Annotated in this window: 13 protein-coding genes and 1 pseudogene; 10 read left to right on the top strand and 4 right to left on the bottom strand. The window is 63.2% G+C overall.

The genetic code is table 11. The features are described 5' to 3' along the window. Window positions 1-336: 336 nt before the first annotated feature. A complete protein-coding gene (locus AAFX91_RS00410; protein WP_394565202.1) occupies window positions 337-678 on the bottom strand; it encodes a hypothetical protein in 342 nt (113 codons plus the stop codon). A 29-nt stretch (window positions 679-707) separates the two neighbouring features. Next, window positions 708-1,538 (bottom strand): hypothetical protein, encoded by an 831-nt coding sequence (locus AAFX91_RS00405; RefSeq protein WP_394565201.1) that lies wholly within the window; start codon window positions 1,536-1,538, stop codon window positions 708-710. Window positions 1,539-1,590: 52 nt separating this feature from the next. Between AAFX91_RS00405 and AAFX91_RS00400 the strand changes: the two genes are divergently transcribed. The 9 genes and pseudogenes from AAFX91_RS00400 (at window position 1,591) to AAFX91_RS00360 (ending at window position 16,243) form a co-directional block, all read left to right on the top strand. Beyond that, window positions 1,591-2,775, top strand: a complete 1,185-nt coding sequence (locus AAFX91_RS00400) for an efflux RND transporter periplasmic adaptor subunit (protein WP_130577801.1) — start codon at window positions 1,591-1,593, stop codon at window positions 2,773-2,775. Further along, window positions 2,772-5,887 (top strand): annotated as a pseudogene (locus AAFX91_RS00395) (efflux RND transporter permease subunit). The gene AAFX91_RS00400 and the pseudogene AAFX91_RS00395 overlap by 4 nt, the downstream one beginning before the upstream one ends. A 122-nt stretch (window positions 5,888-6,009) precedes the next feature. Next, window positions 6,010-6,165, top strand: coding sequence for a hypothetical protein (locus tag AAFX91_RS00390; RefSeq protein WP_282530090.1), 156 nt, complete (start codon window positions 6,010-6,012; stop codon window positions 6,163-6,165). Between the two features lie 243 nt (window positions 6,166-6,408). Continuing rightward, window positions 6,409-7,632, top strand: coding sequence for an MdtA/MuxA family multidrug efflux RND transporter periplasmic adaptor subunit (locus tag AAFX91_RS00385; protein WP_394565200.1), 1,224 nt, complete (start codon window positions 6,409-6,411; stop codon window positions 7,630-7,632). Further along, entirely contained in the window at window positions 7,629-10,736 is a 3,108-nt protein-coding gene (locus AAFX91_RS00380; RefSeq protein ID WP_394565199.1) for an MdtB/MuxB family multidrug efflux RND transporter permease subunit, read from the top strand. Before AAFX91_RS00385 ends, AAFX91_RS00380 begins: the two co-directional genes overlap by 4 nt. A gap of 3 nt (window positions 10,737-10,739) precedes the next feature. After that, window positions 10,740-14,027, top strand: coding sequence for an efflux RND transporter permease subunit (locus tag AAFX91_RS00375; protein WP_394565198.1), 3,288 nt, complete (start codon window positions 10,740-10,742; stop codon window positions 14,025-14,027). An 85-nt stretch (window positions 14,028-14,112) separates the two neighbouring features. Further along, entirely contained in the window at window positions 14,113-15,570 is a 1,458-nt protein-coding gene (locus tag AAFX91_RS00370) for an efflux transporter outer membrane subunit (RefSeq protein WP_130577796.1), read from the top strand. A gap of 55 nt (window positions 15,571-15,625) precedes the next feature. After that, window positions 15,626-15,922 (top strand): hypothetical protein, encoded by a 297-nt coding sequence (locus AAFX91_RS00365; protein WP_130577795.1) that lies wholly within the window; start codon window positions 15,626-15,628, stop codon window positions 15,920-15,922. 9 nt (window positions 15,923-15,931) lie between these two features. Continuing rightward, window positions 15,932-16,243 carry a BA14K family protein gene (locus AAFX91_RS00360; protein ID WP_282530096.1) on the top strand — a complete coding sequence of 104 codons (312 nt, stop codon included), beginning with the start codon at window positions 15,932-15,934 and terminating at the stop codon, window positions 16,241-16,243. Between the two features lie 142 nt (window positions 16,244-16,385). Here AAFX91_RS00360 and AAFX91_RS00355 read toward each other — a convergent pair whose 3' ends face one another. Then, window positions 16,386-16,631 carry a hypothetical protein gene (locus AAFX91_RS00355; RefSeq protein WP_394565197.1) on the bottom strand — a complete coding sequence of 82 codons (246 nt, stop codon included), beginning with the start codon at window positions 16,629-16,631 and terminating at the stop codon, window positions 16,386-16,388. Between the two features lie 195 nt (window positions 16,632-16,826). After that, the gene (locus AAFX91_RS00350; protein ID WP_130577792.1) at window positions 16,827-17,054 is read right to left on the bottom strand and encodes a hypothetical protein; all 228 of its coding nucleotides are present in this window, start codon (window positions 17,052-17,054) and stop codon (window positions 16,827-16,829) included. Here AAFX91_RS00350 and AAFX91_RS00345 point away from each other — a divergent pair. Next, complete coding sequence (locus AAFX91_RS00345; protein WP_394565196.1) at window positions 17,041-17,343, top strand: BA14K family protein; 303 nt, start codon at window positions 17,041-17,043, stop codon at window positions 17,341-17,343. The two genes, AAFX91_RS00350 and AAFX91_RS00345, sit on opposite strands and share 14 nt — an antisense overlap. Window positions 17,344-17,523: the final 180 nt, after the last annotated feature.

Genomic DNA, 17,523 nt, shown 5'->3' with positions numbered 1-17,523 from the left:
AGGCCGGACCGCTTATGCGGTCCTGGCCGCTTTCTTTATTGATAGTATCGTAGATTCAAATCCCGCGATCCTGCGCATCCGCGCGTCCGTGGATTAGCGCTGCGCTATTGCCGCGCTCCGCGCAGCGGCTGCGCAAAGAAAAATCCCAAGCGATATCTCACTGCATTCCTAAAGACGAATTTAGTGGATGCGCCGTCGAACGCGCCTACGTTCAAGCCGTCGGAGAACCCGGTCGGCTCGTTCGGCTGGCGCATTCGATGCGGGGCGCTTCATTCACGGAGAGGAAGTGTCATGATGAGACGATTGACAGCGATCCTGGCGACAACCTTGCTTGCCTCAAGCTTGTTTACCGCTGCAGCGGAGGCGCGCGGCGGTGGCGGCCATATGGGAGGGTTTGGCGGCGGAGCTCATTTTGGCGGACTCGGCGCCGGCGCCCATGTCGGAGGTGGCGGTGTCCACGTCGGAGGAATTGGCGGCGGCGCGCATGTTGGCGGTGTCGGCAGCGGCATTCGCCCGGAAAGCTTCGGTGGTGGCGCCAATATCGGCGGCATGACAGGGCACGTTCGGGCAGACGGCCATACCAGCGCTTTCAGCCCGGGCCTCCATCATCACGCCCTTGGTCGCCTCCGTCTCGAGGAGGGCGACAGTCTCGGCTGTTCCGATTGGAACCTGCTGCATCCGGGCGAGCCGATGCCGCCGAGCTGCAGCTAAACCCGCCATGTCCCCAATCTGTCTCTGCTACGGAGAATGCAGATGAGATTCTCGCTGGCCGCTGCGATCCTTCTTCCCGCGTTGCTCACAGCGAATGCCGCTGTCGCGCAAGTGACTGGTATGGCGACCCCGACTCCGACGCTTGACGCAACCTCTCCGCTAGGCAGCGCGAGCTCGCCGGTCTCGCCAACGGGAATTCCGCTGGGCGCGACCGAGCTCTCATCCGCGGGAGTCAGTCCGCTCGCGGCTCCCGCGACGGGCACGATCGCCATTCCAAGCAGCGGCACGGTCTGCTCGACTGTTGGGACAGCGCCGACCCAGATGTTCGGATCGACCGCCACATTCGACGGCGCTGGAATGGCGGTTGGATCGACCCCGCCTGCAACCGCGGCCATGGCGGGCGATACGGCCGCAACACCGGGCATGTCGCCTGCGATATCGGCGACATCGGGCGTGTCGACGACGTCAGGCACGCTGGAGAGCTCGGGCATGGCGACGGCATCCGGCATCATCGACACGTCGGGAACGTCGGGGATGTGCGGTTCGGGCTCGACCAGCGTCATCGCATCATCGACGCCGTCATCGACCTCGCCCACGACAGTCGGCGGCGTCCAGCGAACCGGCATTCCCCTCGACTCGTCCGAGATCAGCAATCTCGGCGTCAGCTCGGGGGCGCCGGTGCCGACACCTGGCGTATCGCTGCTCCCAGGTGTCGTTGGACCGGTTGCAGCCTTGCCGACAGTGCCGACGGTTCTCGCTCCCGCTCCAACCGCCTCCACGATGGCGGGCAGCAGCGCCTGCTCAGGCTTCGTGACGGGGAGCGTCACGTCAAGCGCAGTTATTCCGGGTTGCTAACAACCTCTCAGCGAAGCCCAGACCATGAAAAAGAAGATCGTTGTCGGTGCCGTCATGCTGACCGCCGCAGTGGCGACCGGCGCTCTGCTCCACGCCATGCATGACTTCCCGTTCGAGACGGCGGTCGCCGCGCCGGCCCGGCCGTCCCCGGTGCCGATCGTCGCCGGAACGGTCAGCCAGCACGACGTGCCGATCTATCTGACCGGCGTCGGCACCGTGATCGCCTACAACACCGACGTGGTGCGCGCCCAGATCCAGGGCCAGATCTTCACCATCAACTTCACCGAAGGCCAGCATGTGCATGCCGGCGACCTGCTGGCGCAGATCGATCCGCGTCCCTATCAGGCGCTGATCGATCAGTATACCGGATCGCTCGAACGCGATCAGGCGCAGCTCGCCAACGCCAATGCCAACCTCGTCCGTTACAGCCAGTTGGGAGCCAAGGGCTGGGCGACGCCGCAACTGATCGAAACCCAGAAGGCGCAAGTCGGGCAGTTGGACGGCGCGATCACAACCGACAAGGCGCTGATCGAGGCCGCGAAAGTGCAGCTCAGCTTCACGCGCCTGACCTCACCGATCGACGGCGTGGTCGGGATCCGCCAGATCGACGTCGGCAATATCATAAGCCCGTCGAGCACGAACGGTCTGTGCGTCGTGACCCAGCTCGATCCGATTTCTCTGATCTTCACGCTTCCGGAGACGGTTCTGCCGCAAATCCAGAAGCAGCAGCAAATCACCAAGGCGCCGCTGACCGTCCTCGCCTATAACCAGGACGACACGATAGAGCTCGGTCAAGGCCAGCTCGGCCTCGTCAACAACGAGATCCTGCAGACCACGGGCTCGATCCAGCTCAAGGCCAATTTCTCCAACAAGGAGAACCGGCTCTGGCCGGGCGAGCTGGTCAACGCACGGCTGCTGCTCGACACACGACACAACGGCCTCACCGTGCCCGCGGCGGTGATCCAGCAAGGTCCGAACGGAGCCTATGCGTGGGTCGTCAATCCCGACAACACCGTATCGATCCGCCAGGTCAAGGTAGCGCAAATCAGCGACGGACAGGCGCTGATCGATTCCGGGCTCTCGGCAAATGAGCGGGTGGTCCTCGACGGCCAATACAAGCTGCAGCCGGGTACACATGTCATCGCGCTCCATGGCAAGGCGGCCGAGGAAGCCGCCGCGCAGGACGCCATGCAGACGCCAATCCCATGAATATTTCCGCACCGTTCATCCGGCGGCCGATCGCGACCGCCCTGCTCATGGTGGGGCTGCTGGTAGCCGGCCTGGTCGCCTATCCGCTGATGCCGGTGGCGGCGCTGCCGAACGTCAACTATCCCACGCTGACGGTGACCGCACAGTTGCCGGGCGCCGATCCGCAGACCATGGCGTCTTCCGTGGCATCGCCACTCGAGTTGCAGTTCGGCGAGATCCCCGGCCTCACCCAGATGACGTCGGCGAGTGCGCTGGGCTACACCCAGATCACGCTTCAGTTCGACCTCAGCCGTCAGATCGACGGTGCGGTGAGCGATACGCTCTCGGCCATCAATGCCGCTTCCCCGTATTTGCCGGCGGGCCTGCCGTATCCGCCGACGATCCGCAAGGTCAATCCCGCCGACACGCCGATCCTCGTGCTCGGCATCACCTCGGACAGTCTGCCGCTCACTACAGTGGACGCCTATTCCGAGAACATCCTGCTGCAGAAGATTTCGCAGATTTCCGGCGTCGGCCTCGTCGGCGTCGGCGGCCAGCAGAAAGCCTCCGTCCGCATCCAGGTCGACCCCGAGGCATTGGCCGCCCGCGGCATCAATCTCGAGGATCTGCGGACGGTGCTGGGCCAGGCCAATGTCGATCTGGCGAAGGGCACGCTCAACAGCCCGCGTCAGACCTACACGCTCAACACCAATGATCAACTGTTCAAGCCCGACCAATATGCCGATCTCGTCGTTGCCTATCGCAATGGATCTCCGGTCCGCATCCGCGACATCGGCCGCGCCATCAGCGCGCCGGAAAACGATCTGATCGCCGGCTGGTACAACAATCAGAGGGCGATCCTCCTGGCGATCCAGCGTCAGCCGGGCGCCAATGTCATCGACACGGTCGCGCGCATCAAGGCGATGATGCCGGTGCTGCAGGCGCCTCGATTCCCTCCGACATCAAGATCAACGTCATTTCCGACCGCACCGATACCATCCGCGCATCGATCGCCGACGTGCAGTTCACGCTGCTCCTGACGATCGGGCTCGTCGTGATGGTGATCTTCATCTTCCTGCGCAGCTTCTGGGCGACCATCATCCCGGCCGTCACCGTGCCGCTGTCGCTGGTCGGCACTTTCGCGATCCTGTACGAAATGGGCTACAGCCTCGACAATTTGTCGCTGATGGCCCTGTCGATTGCGGTCGGCTTCGTGGTCGACGACGCCGTCGTCGAGATCGAGAATATCACGCGGCACATCGAGGAAGGCCTCTCGCCCTATGACGCGGCGATGAAGGGCTCCGGCGAAATCGGCTTCACCGTCATGGCGATCACATTCTCGCTTATCGCCGTGTTCATTCCGCTGTTCCTGATGAGCGGCTATGTCGGACTGTTGTTTCGCGAGTTCGCGATGACGGTGAGTGTGGCGCTCGTTCTCTCGCTGGTGATCTCGCGCACGCTCACGCCGATGATGTGCGCATACCTGCTCAAGCCCGAGAAAGAATCGCACGGCCGGCTCTACCGATTGTCCGAACGCGGATTCGATGGGCTGCTCAATCTCTATGAGGCCGGTCTCAGGATCGTACTGCGTCACCGCTTCATCACGCTGATGGTGATGCTCGGCACCATCGCGCTGACCGGTTATCTTTACGTCGTCATTCCAAAGGGCTTCTTCCCGGAGCAAGATACCGGACTGATCCTCGGTCAGTCGGAAGCGTCGCAGGATATCTCCTTCCAGGCGATGGCCCAGCGCCAGCAAGCCCTGCTCGACGTCATCATGCGCGACCCGGCTGTCGCCTCCGTCGGGGCCGCGGTGGGCGCCGGCGGCGGTGTCTACACGGTCAATGACGGACGCGTCTACATCCAGCTCAAGCCTTACGACCAGCGCGATCCGATCGACAAGGTGATCGCGCGGCTGCGGACCAGCCTCGCAAAGATCCAGGGCATTACGCTGTACATGCAGCCTGCCCAGGACATCACGATCGGGGCCCGGCTGAACAAGACGCAATTCCAGTACACGATGAACGATGCCGATCCGGGCGAGCTGACCCGTTGGGCGGTCCTGTTTCTCGACAAGATCAAGACGATCCCGTCGATTACCGATGTCACCACCGACCAGCTCAATGCCGGGCCGCTGCTCGACATCACCATCAAGCGCGAAGTCGCCTCGAGCTACGGCATCCTGCCGTTCACGATCGACAACACGCTGGACGATGCGTTCGGTCAACGCATCGTTTCGACGATCTACACCACGCTGCAGCAATACCATGTTGTCATGGAGGTCAATCCGAAGTTCCAGTACTCGCCCGATGCACTTAACGGCATCTATGTGAAGTCTTCGAGCGGGCAGCAGGTGCCGTTGTCGACGCTGGTCGATTCGGTCGTGAAGGTCTCGCCGCTCGTCGTCAATCACCAGGGGCAGTTCCCGTCGGTGACGATCTCGTTCAACCTTGCGCCGGGTGCCGCTATCGGCCAGGCCGTGAGCGCGATCGACGCGGTAAAGGAAGAGTTGAATCCGCCGCTCTCGCTGCAGACCAGCTTCCAGGGCAACGCCCAGGCCTTCGGCGCCTCGCTGTCGAGCACGCCGATCCTGATCCTGGCCTCGCTGTTCGTGATCTACCTGATCCTCGGCATCCTCTATGAAAGCACGATCCATCCGATCACCATCATCTCGACCCTGCCATCGGCCGGCGTCGGCGCGCTGCTGTTGCTGATGGCGGCCCATTTCGATCTGACCGTGATCGCGATCGTCGGCCTCATCCTGCTGATCGGCATCGTCAAGAAGAACGGCATCATGCTGGTCGACTTCGCGATACACGCCGAACACAACGAAGGGCTCAGCACGGAAGAAGCGATCTACCAGGCCTGCATCAAGCGGTTCAGGCCGATCCTGATGACCACGATGGCGGCAATGCTCGGCGCCGTGCCGATGATGGTGGGCACGGGCGCGGGCTCGGAGATCAGGCAGCCGCTCGGCTATGCCATTGTCGGCGGCCTCGCGGTGTCGCAGATCCTCACGCTGTACACGACGCCGGTGGTCTATCTCTATCTCGACCGGCTGCAGATCTGGCTGTTCGGCGAGAAGGAGGCGGCAACCTCCTCCGTCCAACCCCAGGCAACGCCGGCCGAATGAGAAGAATCCGGCCGCCGCCGTGCACGTCTGCTGCAACGCGACCAAACTCCCGACTTTGTGAATTCGCATCGTGCACCGCGCACCTACATAATTGTTTGAAACCATGAGTTGCGGAGTTGAGTATGCCGAGCAAGGAATTTTCGAGCCCAGCGCAGACCTTGCGCCGGGTGGCGGAAAGCGTGAGCGACCAGGCGGTCGCCGATCGTCTCAAGGTTCTTGCCGAGAGCTATGAGCGGCGGGCCGAAATGGCGTCGCACGCCGATCCGGCCAAGAATTAGGCTGAGGCCGCCGATTGCGCCGAGCGCGCGGAACCATCGGACTTTGTTGAGCCGCCCTACCGAATGTTAATGGGCTTTCTGGCCCCTAATCGTTCAATATGTCGACCTGGAAATGTTGCAGGAACCGGGCTGCGGCGATATGCGCCCCACACGGGTTCGTTCATGCGCTTTCGCAGGTGACCCATGGATCAGCAGCTAAGGAAGTCGACGCCACCCCCTTCGATTGCGCCTGGGAAAAAAATCATGCGCCCGGCTCGCGGGCGCATTGGGTTCGCGATCGCCGTTATCCTCCTGCTGGGTGCCGGCATCGTCTGGTGGACGAAGCCGGCAGGCACGCCACAGGAAACAGCCGGCCGGCGAACCGCCCCGCCGATGTCTGTTGTCGCCGAGACTGTCGGCAAGGGTGATATCGGGATCAACCTCAATGGGCTCGGCACCGTCTCTTCACTCGCCACCGTCACGATCAGAAGCCAGATCAGCGGATATCTGACCCGCATCGCGTTCAAGGAAGGCGATGAGGTCAAGAAGGGTGATCTCATCGCGGAGATCGACTCACGCCCCTTTGAGGCGGCGCTTGCCCAGGCCAAGGGACAGCTTGCGCGCGACCAAGCCATGCTGAAGGGCGCCCAGGTCGACCTTGCCCGCTACCAAGGCCTGGCGAAGCAGAACGCCGTGCCGCACCAGCAGCTCGACACGCAAATAGCCCTGGTCGCGCAGGACGAAGGCACGGTTGAAGCGGACCGCGCCTCGGTGCAGGCCGCCGAAGTGAACCTGCGCTATTGCCACATCCTGTCGCCGCTGGATGGGCGCGTCGGATTGCGGCAGGTCGACCAAGGCAACTACGTCACCCCTGGTGATGCCACCGGCATCGTGGTGATCACGCAACTGCAGCCGATCAGCGTCCTGTTCACACTCCCGGAGGACCAGCTTCAGGCGATCGCCAGGCGGCTCCGCGAGGGGGCGGTGCTGCCGGCTGCGGCCTACGATCGGAGCGGCACCAACAAGCTCGCCAGCGGGGCGCTGCAGACCTTCGACAGCCAGATCGATCCGACCACCGGCACGATCAAGCTGCGCGCGCAATTCTCGAACGAAGCGCGGACGCTGTATCCCAATCAGTTCGTCAACCTGCGTCTCTTGCTGGACACCCGCAAGGACGTGACGACGATGTCGACGGCCGGCATCCAGCGCGGCACGCCCGGCACCTTCGTCTATCTCGTCAACAGCGACAGCACGGTCTCGGTGCGCCCCGTCAAGCTTGGCGTCACTGACGGCGACCGGGTCGAGGTTCAGTCCGGACTTTCCCCCGGCGACCGCATCGTGATCGATGGCGCCGACAAGCTGCGGGAAGGCGCCAGGATCGTCATTCGACCTCCGACGGGAGCGGGCGAGTCGGCCGCTGCAGCCAAGCCGACGGATTCAAAAGCTGGGGGCGGCAACGGGCAGCGCTCCGGAAACGGGCACCAATGAACCCGTCGCGACCATTCATCCAGAGACCGGTGGCGACGACACTGCTGATGATCGCCATCATGCTGTCGGGGATGCTGGCGTTCCGCTTCCTGCCCGTCGCCGCCCTGCCCGAGGTCGATTACCCGACGATCCAGGTCCAGACCTTCTATCCCGGCGCCAGTCCTGACGTGATGACGTCGTCCGTCACGGCGCCGCTGGAGGTGCAGTTCGGCCAGATGCCGAACCTGAGCCAGATGAGTTCGGTCAGTTCGGCCGGCGCCTCGGTCATCACCCTGCAGTTCGGATTGACGATCTCGCTCGATGTCGCCGAGCAGGAGGTGCAGGCCGCGATCAACGCCGCCGGCAATCTGCTGCCGTCAGATCTTCCGGCGCCGCCGATCTATGCCAAGGTCAATCCGGCCGATGCCCCGATCCTGACCCTTGGCCTGACGTCGAAGACCATGCCGCTGACGCAGGTCCAGGATTTCGTCTACACGCGCCTGGCGCAGAAGATCTCGCAATTCCCGGGAGTAGGCCTCGTCAGCATCAGCGGCGGCCAGCGGCCGGCGGTCCGCGTCCGCGCCGACATTCGCAAGCTCGCGGCCTACGGCCTCAATATCGACGACCTGCGCACCACCCTCGGCAATGCCAACGTCAACACGCCCAAGGGCAATTTTGACGGCGCGATGCGCTCCTACACCATCAACGCCAACGACCAGATCCGCGGTGCCGGTGGCTACAAGTCCCTGATCGTGGCCTACAAGAACGGCTCCCCGGTCCGTCTCAGCGACATCGGCGACGTCATCGATGGCGCCGAGAACGACAAGCTCGGCGCCTGGATGAATACGACGCCCGCGATCATCCTCAACATCCAGCGCCAGCCTGGGGCCAACGTCATCTCGGTGGTCGAAGGGATCAAGGCGGTGTTGCCGCAGTTGCAGGCGGCGTTGCCCGCCAGCATCGACCTGAACATCCTGACCGACCGCACCGTGACCATCCGCGCCTCGGTCAGGGACGTGGAATACGAGCTCTCGCTCGCAGTCATGCTGGTCGTGCTGGTGATCTTCGTATTCCTGCGCAGTCCGCGCGCGACGCTGATCCCAAGCCTCTCCGTGCCGCTCTCGCTGGTCGGCACGCTGGGGGCCATGTACCTGTTCGGCTTCAGCCTCAACAATCTCTCTTTGATGGCGCTCACGATCGCGACCGGCTTCGTGGTCGACGACGCGATCGTCGTCATCGAGAACATCTCCCGCTACATCGAGGAAGGCGAAGCGCCGCTGCAGGCTGCGCTCCGCGGCTCCGAGCAGATCGGCTTCACGATCATCTCGCTGACGGTGTCGCTGATCGCGGTGCTGATTCCGCTGCTGTTCATGGGTGACGTGGTCGGCCGCCTGTTCCGCGAGTTCGCCATCACGCTGTCGGTCACCATCCTGATCTCCGCCGTGGTGTCCTTGACGCTTGTGCCGATGGCCTGCGCCAAACTGCTCAAGGCGGAAGGCGAGGCGCATGAGAACATGCTCCAGCGTCTGAGCCGCGAAGGCTTCGATCACGTCATCGCGATCTATGCCCGGATGCTGAACTGGGTGCTGGACCACCAGACCCTGGTGCTGCTGGTGGCGCTCGCCACCTTCGGCTTGACCGCCCTGCTCTATGTCGCCATCCCCAAGGGGTTCTTCCCGCTGCAGGATACCGGCGTCATCCAGGCGATTTCGGAAGCGCCGCAATCGGTCTCATACGCCGCGATGGCGGAGCGGCAGCAGCAACTGGCCGACGTCATCCTCCGCGATCCCGACGTCGAGAGTCTCTCTTCCTTCATCGGCGTCGACGGCACCAACACCACGCTCAACAGCGGCCGCATCCTGATCAACTTAAAGCCGCATAATCAGCGGAAGTCCGATATCGCGACCGTCATGCGCCGTCTCAAGGACAGCACGGCATCGCTGACCGGCGTCACGCTCTATATGCAGCCGGTGCAGGATCTGACCATCGAAGGCACCGTCAGCAAGGCGCAATATCAGTTCATCCTGCAGGATGCCGATCCGGCCCAGCTCGCCGAATGGGCCCCGAAGCTCGTCGACAGATTGCGGCAGCTTCCCGCGTTCACCGATGTCTCGACCGATATTTCCACCAAGGGACTTGCGGTCTTTGTCGACATCGACCGCGAGCAGGCAGCGCGGTTCGGGATCACGCCCGCGACCGTCGACAATGCGCTCTATGACTCCTTCGGCCAACGCATCGTCTCGACGGTGTTCACCAATTCAAACCAGTACCGGGTGATCCTGGAAGCCGATCCGACGCTGCAGACATCCCTGCAATCGCTGTCGTCGATCTACCTGCCCTCCTCGGTCGGAGGCGCGCCGGTGCCGTTGCCGGTCCTAGCCAAGGTTCACGAGGACATCGCGCCGTTGCAGGTTTCGCATCTCGGCCAGTTCCCCTCGGCCACCATATCATTCAACCTGGCGCCCGATGCGTCCCTGGGAGAGGCGGTCGTCGCCGTCAAGCAGGCGCAGATCGATATCGGCCAGCCGCTCGGCATCATCACGAGCTTCCAGGGTGCGGCGCTTGCCTTTCAATCCTCGCTCTCGAACCAACTGTTCCTGATCCTGGCCGCGATCGTCACGGTCTATATCGTGCTGGGCGTGCTCTATGAGAGCTTCATCCACCCGCTGACGATTCTCTCGACCCTGCCTTCAGCCGGGATCGGCGCATTGCTCGCATTGATGATGGCGGGGCAGGACCTGACGATCGTCGCGATCATCGGCATCATCCTGCTGATCGGCATCGTCAAGAAGAACGCGATCATGATGATCGACTTCGCGCTCGATGCCGAACGCAACGAAGGCCGGTCGCCGCGCGAGGCGATCTACCAGGCCTGCCTGCTTCGGTTCCGGCCGATCATCATGACCACCATGGCCGCGGTGCTCGGCGCGCTGCCGCTGATGCTCGGAACCGGCGCCGGATCGGAACTCAGGCATCCGCTCGGCATTTCCATCGTCGGCGGCCTTCTGGTCAGCCAGTTGCTCACCTTGTTCACGACGCCCGTGATCTATCTGTGGTTCGACCGCCTCGCCGTGCGGCTTGCCGGAGGGCCCGGCGGTGCCCGCGAAACACGCGGAGCCCACTGAGCCATGGACCCGGCAACGCCCTTCATCCGCCGGCCGGTCGCGACCACGCTCTTGACCTTCGGGCTTGCGGCGGCGGGCATGGTGGCGTTCTTCAAGCTACCGGTCTCGCCGCTGCCGCAGGTCGACTTCCCGACCATCGCGGTGCAGGCGACGCTACCGGGCGCGAGCCCCGAGGATGTCGCGACCACGGTCGCAAGCCCGCTCGAGCGCCATCTCGGCCAGATCGCCGACGTCACCGAGATGACCTCGCAAAGCACAGTGGGCTCGACGCGGATCACCCTGCAGTTCGGGCTGAACCGCGACATCAACGGCGCGGCGCGCGACGTGCAGGCCGCGATCAACGCCGCCCGCGCCGACCTTCCGACCAGCCTGCGCAGCAATCCGACCTACCGCAAGGTCAACCCCGCCGACGCGCCGATCCTGATCCTGACGCTGACCTCCGACACGCTCACGCGCGGCGACCTCTATGACGCCGCCTCCACCGTGCTGGCGCAAAAGCTTTCGCAGGTCGAAGGGATCGGCGAGGTCGTGGTCGGTGGCAGCTCGCTGCCTGCGGTGCGCGTCGACCTCGTTCCGCAGGCGCTCTACAAATACGGCATCGGGCTCGAGGACGTGCGCGCCGCGCTCGCCAGCGCCAATGCGCACAGCCCCAAGGGCGGGATCGACGTCGGCGAGCGGCGCTACCAGATCTACGCCAACGACCAGGCCAACAAGGCCGACGACTACAAGTCAATGGTCATCGCCTATCGCAATGGCGCGGCCGTGCATCTTTCCGATGTCGGGGAGGTCACCGATTCCGTAGAGAATTTGCGCAATGCCGGCCTCGCCAACGGCAAGCCCGCCGTCCTGATCATCCTGTACCGGCAGCCGAATGCCAACATCATCAGCACGGTCGATCTGGTCAAGGCGCTGATGCCCCAGCTCAGGGCCTCGGTCTCGCCCGCGATCGACATCGATCTCGCGGTCGACCGCTCGACCACCATCCGCACCTCGCTGCATGACGTCGAGCGGACTCTGGTCCTTGCCGTGCTGCTGGTGATCCTCGTGGTGTTCTCGTTCCTGCGCAACGCCCGCGCGACGCTGATCCCGGTGGTCGCGGTCTCGGTGTCGCTGGTCGCGACCTTCGGCGTCATGTATCTCGTCGGCTACAGCCTCGACAATCTGTCGCTGATGGCGCTGACGGTGGCGACCGGCTTTGTCGTCGACGACGCCATCGTTGTGCTCGAAAACGTCACCCGCTATATCGAGCACGGGATGTCGCCGTTTGAGGCGGCGCTGAAGGGCGCTGGCGAGGTCGGCTTCACCGTGCTTTCGATGAGCATCTCGCTGATCGCGGTGTTCATCCCGATCCTGCTGATGGGCGGCATCGTCGGCCGGCTGTTCCGCGAATTCGCGATGACGATCTCGATCTCCATCCTGATCTCGCTTGCGGTCTCGCTCGCGACCACGCCGATGATGTGCTCGGTGCTGCTGCGCCGGGAAAGCAGCCGGGCACACGGCTGGCTCTATCGCGCCAGCGAGCGCTTTTTCGAAGCGATGCTCAGCTTCTATCGGCGGACGCTCTCGGCCGCACTCGCGCACCCGAGATCCGTGATGCTGATCCTTGCCGCGGTGCTGGGGCTCAACTTCTATCTCTACGGCGTGATCCCCAAGGGCTTCTTCCCCCAGCAGGACACCGGCCGACTGGTCGGCTCGATCCAGGCGGACCAGAGCATTTCGTTCCAGTTGATGCAGCAGAAGCTGACTCAATTCGTCACGATCATCAAGCACGACCCCGCGGTGGAGGCCGTCGTCGGATTCACCGGCAGCAACCAGACCAATTCCGGTTTCGTTTTCGTCTCGCTGCGCCCGCTCGACCAGCGCAAAGTCGGCGCCGACCAGGTGATCGCGCGGCTACGGCGCGAGCTCGCCACCGTGCCCGGGGCGACCCTGTTCCTGCAGTCGGTGCAGGACATCCGCGTCGGGGGACGGGTATCCAGCGCGCAGTACCAGTACACGCTGCAAAGCCCGACGCTGGAAGAGCTCAACGAATGGACGCCGAAGATCACGGCGGCGCTGCAGCGCGAGTCCAATCTCGCCGACGTCAACAGCGACCAGCAGGACAAGGGGCTCGAATCCAACCTGGTCATCGATCGCGACGCCGCGGCGCGGCTCGGAATCACCGTCAGCCAGATCGACAACACGCTCTATGACGCGTTCGGCCAGCGCCAGGTCTCAACCATCTATGTCGCGCGCAACCAGTATCACGTGATCATGGAGGTGGCGGCGTCCTACTGGCAGAATCCGGAGACGCTCAAGGACGTCTATATCAGCACCTCGGGCGGCTCGGTCGGCGGCTCGCAGGCGACCAACGCGGTGGCGGGAACGGTGGTGGCGCCTGGAATATCAAGCGCGGCCAACTCGGCCAACGCACAGGCCGCACGCAATCTTGCAACCAATTCGATCGGGTCGACCGGCAAAGGCGTGGCCTCGACCGGCGCGGCGGTCAGCACCAGCAGCGAAACGATGATCCCGCTTTCAGCGGTCGCGCATTTCGGTCGGGGCGCAACGCCGCTCTCCGTCAACCATCAGGGACTTCTCGTCGCCAACACGATCTCCTTCAACCTGCCTCCCAACGTGTCACTCGGCAGCGCCGTCAGCACCATCGAGGCCACCATGAACCGGATCGGCGTGCCCGCGACGATCCGCGGCACCTTCCAGGGCACGGCAAAGGTCTTCCAGGATTCGCTCAGCAATCAGCCGCTGCTCATCCTGGCCGCGTTGGTGACCATCTACATCGTGCTCGGCGTGCTCTATGAGAGCTACATCCATCCCCTGACCATCCTCTCGACGCTGCCGTCGGCCGGCGTGGGCGCGCTGCTGGCCCTGATCGCGTTCCGCACCGAGTTCAGCATCATGGCGCTGATCGGCGTGATCCTGCTGATCGGCATCGTCAAGAAGAACGCGATCATGATGATCGACTTTGCGCTTGACGCCGAACGCAAGCGCGGCCTCGATCCGCTCGAGGCCATTCGCGAAGCCTGCCTGCTCCGGTTCCGCCCGATCATGATGACGACCATGGCCGCACTGCTCGGCGCGGTGCCGCTTGCCATCGGAATGGGCGAGGGCGGCGAATTACGCCAGCCGCTCGGCATTGCCATCGTGGGCGGCCTCATCCTCAGCCAGATGCTGACACTTTATTCGACACCTGTGATCTATTTGTATCTGGACAGGTTCCGGCTCTGGGGCCAACGTCGAAGGGGCAATGCGCCTCCCAACCTGCCAAAGTCCTCACTGCAGCCAGGCGAGTGAGATGTCGAAATCCCCGGTGGTACGCGTCCGACACCGAAGTCTGGCCCGGGCGATTTTGCCGTGGGGGGACGGTCGCATCCGCGCGATGTCCGCTTTGATCGCACTCGCGCTCGGCCCCGGCTTGTCCGGCTGCATCCTGGGATCGGAACGGCCCGAGCTTAATCTCGAAGTGCCGGAGAAATATCGCGCGGCAAGTTCGGCGAGTCCCGATGCCGCGGTCCCGGTCCTGGACTGGTGGCGCGGCTTCGGCTCCGGCGAACTGACGTCGCTGATGGACGCGGCGCAGATCAGCAATCTCGACGTTGCAGTTGCGGTCGCCCAGGTCGTGCAGGCCGACGCCCAGGTGGGCGTGGCGGGTTCGCCGCTATTGCCGTCGCTAACCGGAGCAGCCAGCGCCGAGCGCGCGCATTTCGGCTCCACAAGCAGCGCCAGCAGCAGCAACCTTGGCGGGGGCGTCACCGGGACCGGAGGCGGACGCGGCGGCGGAAGTTCGAACTTCTCGCAATTCAGCACCAGCCTGACTGCGAGCTACATGCTCGACTTCTGGGGCAAGAACCAGGCAGCCCTCCTTGCAGCGGAAGAAAGCGCGACGGCATCGAGATATAATCGCGAGGTGGTCACGCTGACCGCGATCGTCACGGTGGCCAACACGTACTTCCAGATTCTAGCGGCGCAGGACGAGTTGCGGGTGACGCGCCAGAACCTCGCAGCGGCCGAGCGAATCCTTGCGCTGATCAAGACGCAGTTCGCCGGCGGAACGGCCTCGCAGCTCGACGTTTCGCAACAGGAGGCGCTGGCAGGAACGCAGCGGGCGGCGATTCCGCCTCTCGAAGTCACCATCGGTCAGAACATTGCCGCGCTCGCGGTGCTTGTTGGACGAGCGCCGGCGAATTTCACGGTGCGGGGCGGATCCACCAGCCGCATCAAGGTGCCTCGGGTGACCCCCGGCCTGCCATCGGAACTGCTTTACCAACGGCCGGACATCCGCCAGGCAGAGGCGCTGCTTGCGGCATCGAACTTCAGCGTCGAGCAGGCTCGCGCGGCGTTCTTTCCGCAGATCCAGCTCACCGGCACCGGCGGATTCCAGAGCAGCGCGCTGGCCTCGCTGTTCACGCCAGGGGCGGCGTTCTCCACCCTTACGGCCAGCCTCGCGCAACCGATTTTCGACGGCTTCTTGCTCGAGAGCCAGTTGAAGCAGGCGAAGGGCGTGCAGCTTCAGAACCTGCAGGCCTATCGCAAGGCGGTTCTGTCGGCATTCTCTGATGTCGAGAAGGCGCTCATTGCGTTGCAAAAGTTCACGCTGCAGGAGCGGCTGCAAGCGCAGGTCGTTGCGAGCTCACAAACGGCGTTCGATGTGGCGGAGAAGCAATTGCGGGGCGGGACGATCAATCTGATTACGGTCCTGCAGGCCGAACAGACGCTCTTCACCGCGGAAGTTACGCTGGTTCAGGTGCGGCTCTCGAAATTGTTGGCGGCAAGCAGTCTGTTTCAGGCCCTCGGCGGCGGCTGGACGCCGGCCGGGACGTTGGTCTCGCTACAATGATATCCGCCTTCGCCGCATTGGTTTGCGTTTGCCGTGCCGCAAATGGGTGTATCGGATGAAGAAAACCGGCTTGCTTGTGATGGCGCTCGCTCTGGCAGCACTCGAAGCAGCGTCAGCGGCTGCACAGCAAAGCGCGCCGTCGCTTCGGTTTGGGATGAAGCCCGATGAGGTCGCTGGCACGCTCGGCGTGCCCTTGACCTATGTGCGAGGGCGCCGCGGCAGCGAACTCTATCTGGCGCTGCCCAATGTCAAGGGAAGCGCATTCGCGAGCCGAAGCGACGGGCTCTATCTGCAGTTTCGCAACGGAAAGCTTGCGGGTTGGAAGGGCGACTGGGGCACGATCCGGCCATAAGGAAAGCCAATGGGTAGATTGAAGATCGTAATTTGCGCGGCGATCCTGGCAGCGATCCCTATCTCGCCGGGATCGGCGACCGAGTTTGGGTATCGCGTCATACGATACGGCCAGACGAGCGGCTGGTTCTATGACAACCGCAATGATAATCGCGACTTCCCGACCAATGGTGTGTTTCCGGGCAATTTTGCCGCGCAGCCTAATGTTGCGTGGATCGGCGCCGCAGGCTTTCTCGAGAGCACGCCTCAGCGCTCGGCTTCTCCTTATCCATCGCAAGTCGTGTTCGGCACCGTTAGCCGCAGCAGACGATCGAAGAAGTGATCTCGACGTCACTTCAGCTATCGATCAAGCGATCGATGTAACGCCGTCTCGCGCCACTTCAACGACGCGCGAGGTTCGCGCGTCGTTACCTTGGGGTGGCGCGGTGGCTTTCAAGCAAAGCCCGATCAACTGCGGCTTTCACTTAGTTGTAACCGCTGGTGCCGGGCGACGAGCCACCGAATTGAGAATCGCCGGTGCCGCTCAACGTGGTCGGACCATCCGGATCGCCGTTCGGATTGCCGTAGTTCGGATGCAAGACGACCGGCGGAGCAGCCTCTCTGTATATCGGATAGCTCCTGACCACCGGTTCATGACGCGCCGTATTGGCAAAAGCGTATGTGCTTGAGAGCATGGACGCAGCGACCAATGCTACCATTGCGACTTTCATGGCTTTGTCCTTTCGAGTGGTGACATAAAGAACGTTACACAGAGAAAGGTGGGGCTCTTTCTCGTCGCTCCCACTAAATTCGCGTTTAGGAACGCGGCACAACCGGCATAAGGAATTTCTGGCTACTGAAAGCGTTTCGCTCGCGTTTCGCTGCTTCGTGATGATAGTCGCGACACGTATCCTGTTGGCGATCTCTCACGTTCCCGCCGTCAACTCGAGTTGAGGAATCGTAAAGCAGAATTTAGTGGGATGCGCGCGCAGGCCGCTTAGATCTTGGATCGAAAGCTCCGAGCATTCGGACAACCCCAATACGAGAAACTCGTATTTGACGGCGCGCACCGCCTGGCGGTGCGCCATGCGGACCTGCGCGCCCCGATCGAGCTTTCGTATCGATCGATGGAGAATTTCGATGACCTCACTCAAGATCCTCGCGGCCGCCGCGCTGCTATCGGCAACGGCTGCAACACCAGTATTCGCTCAGGCGGCTATCCAGGAGCCCGGACTGTACGCGTTCTATCATCCCAATGCAGACATTCTGAACGGCGGCGCGCCCACGCCCGCGGCCAGACTGGAGTCAGAGCCGCCTTCTGCTCTGCAATACTATAACGAAGAGGCCAGCGGCATCGACACCTGCGCGCAGCGCCACCGCTCGTACAATCCCGCGACCGGCACATTCCTTGGCCGCGACGGTCATCGCTATCGGTGCGAGTGATGACCCCCTTCTGCTTCTGCGGTCTGAAACCAGGAGCCGCTGTGCGATTGTAATGCCCATCAATTGGCGGTAGACAAGTATGCTCCTTGCCCGAAGAGGCTGTCCCCGTGTGATGTAGAGGTCCGGCCTGCGCCGTTCCTTCGCCCAAGCGGATACCCGAAAATTCGAGACTGGCTTGGG

The sequence above is a fragment of the Bradyrhizobium sp. 31Argb genome (assembly GCF_043638955.1).
GTDB lineage: Bacteria > Pseudomonadota > Alphaproteobacteria > Rhizobiales > Xanthobacteraceae > Bradyrhizobium.
This window is presented reverse-complemented; position numbering and strand designations above follow the sequence as displayed.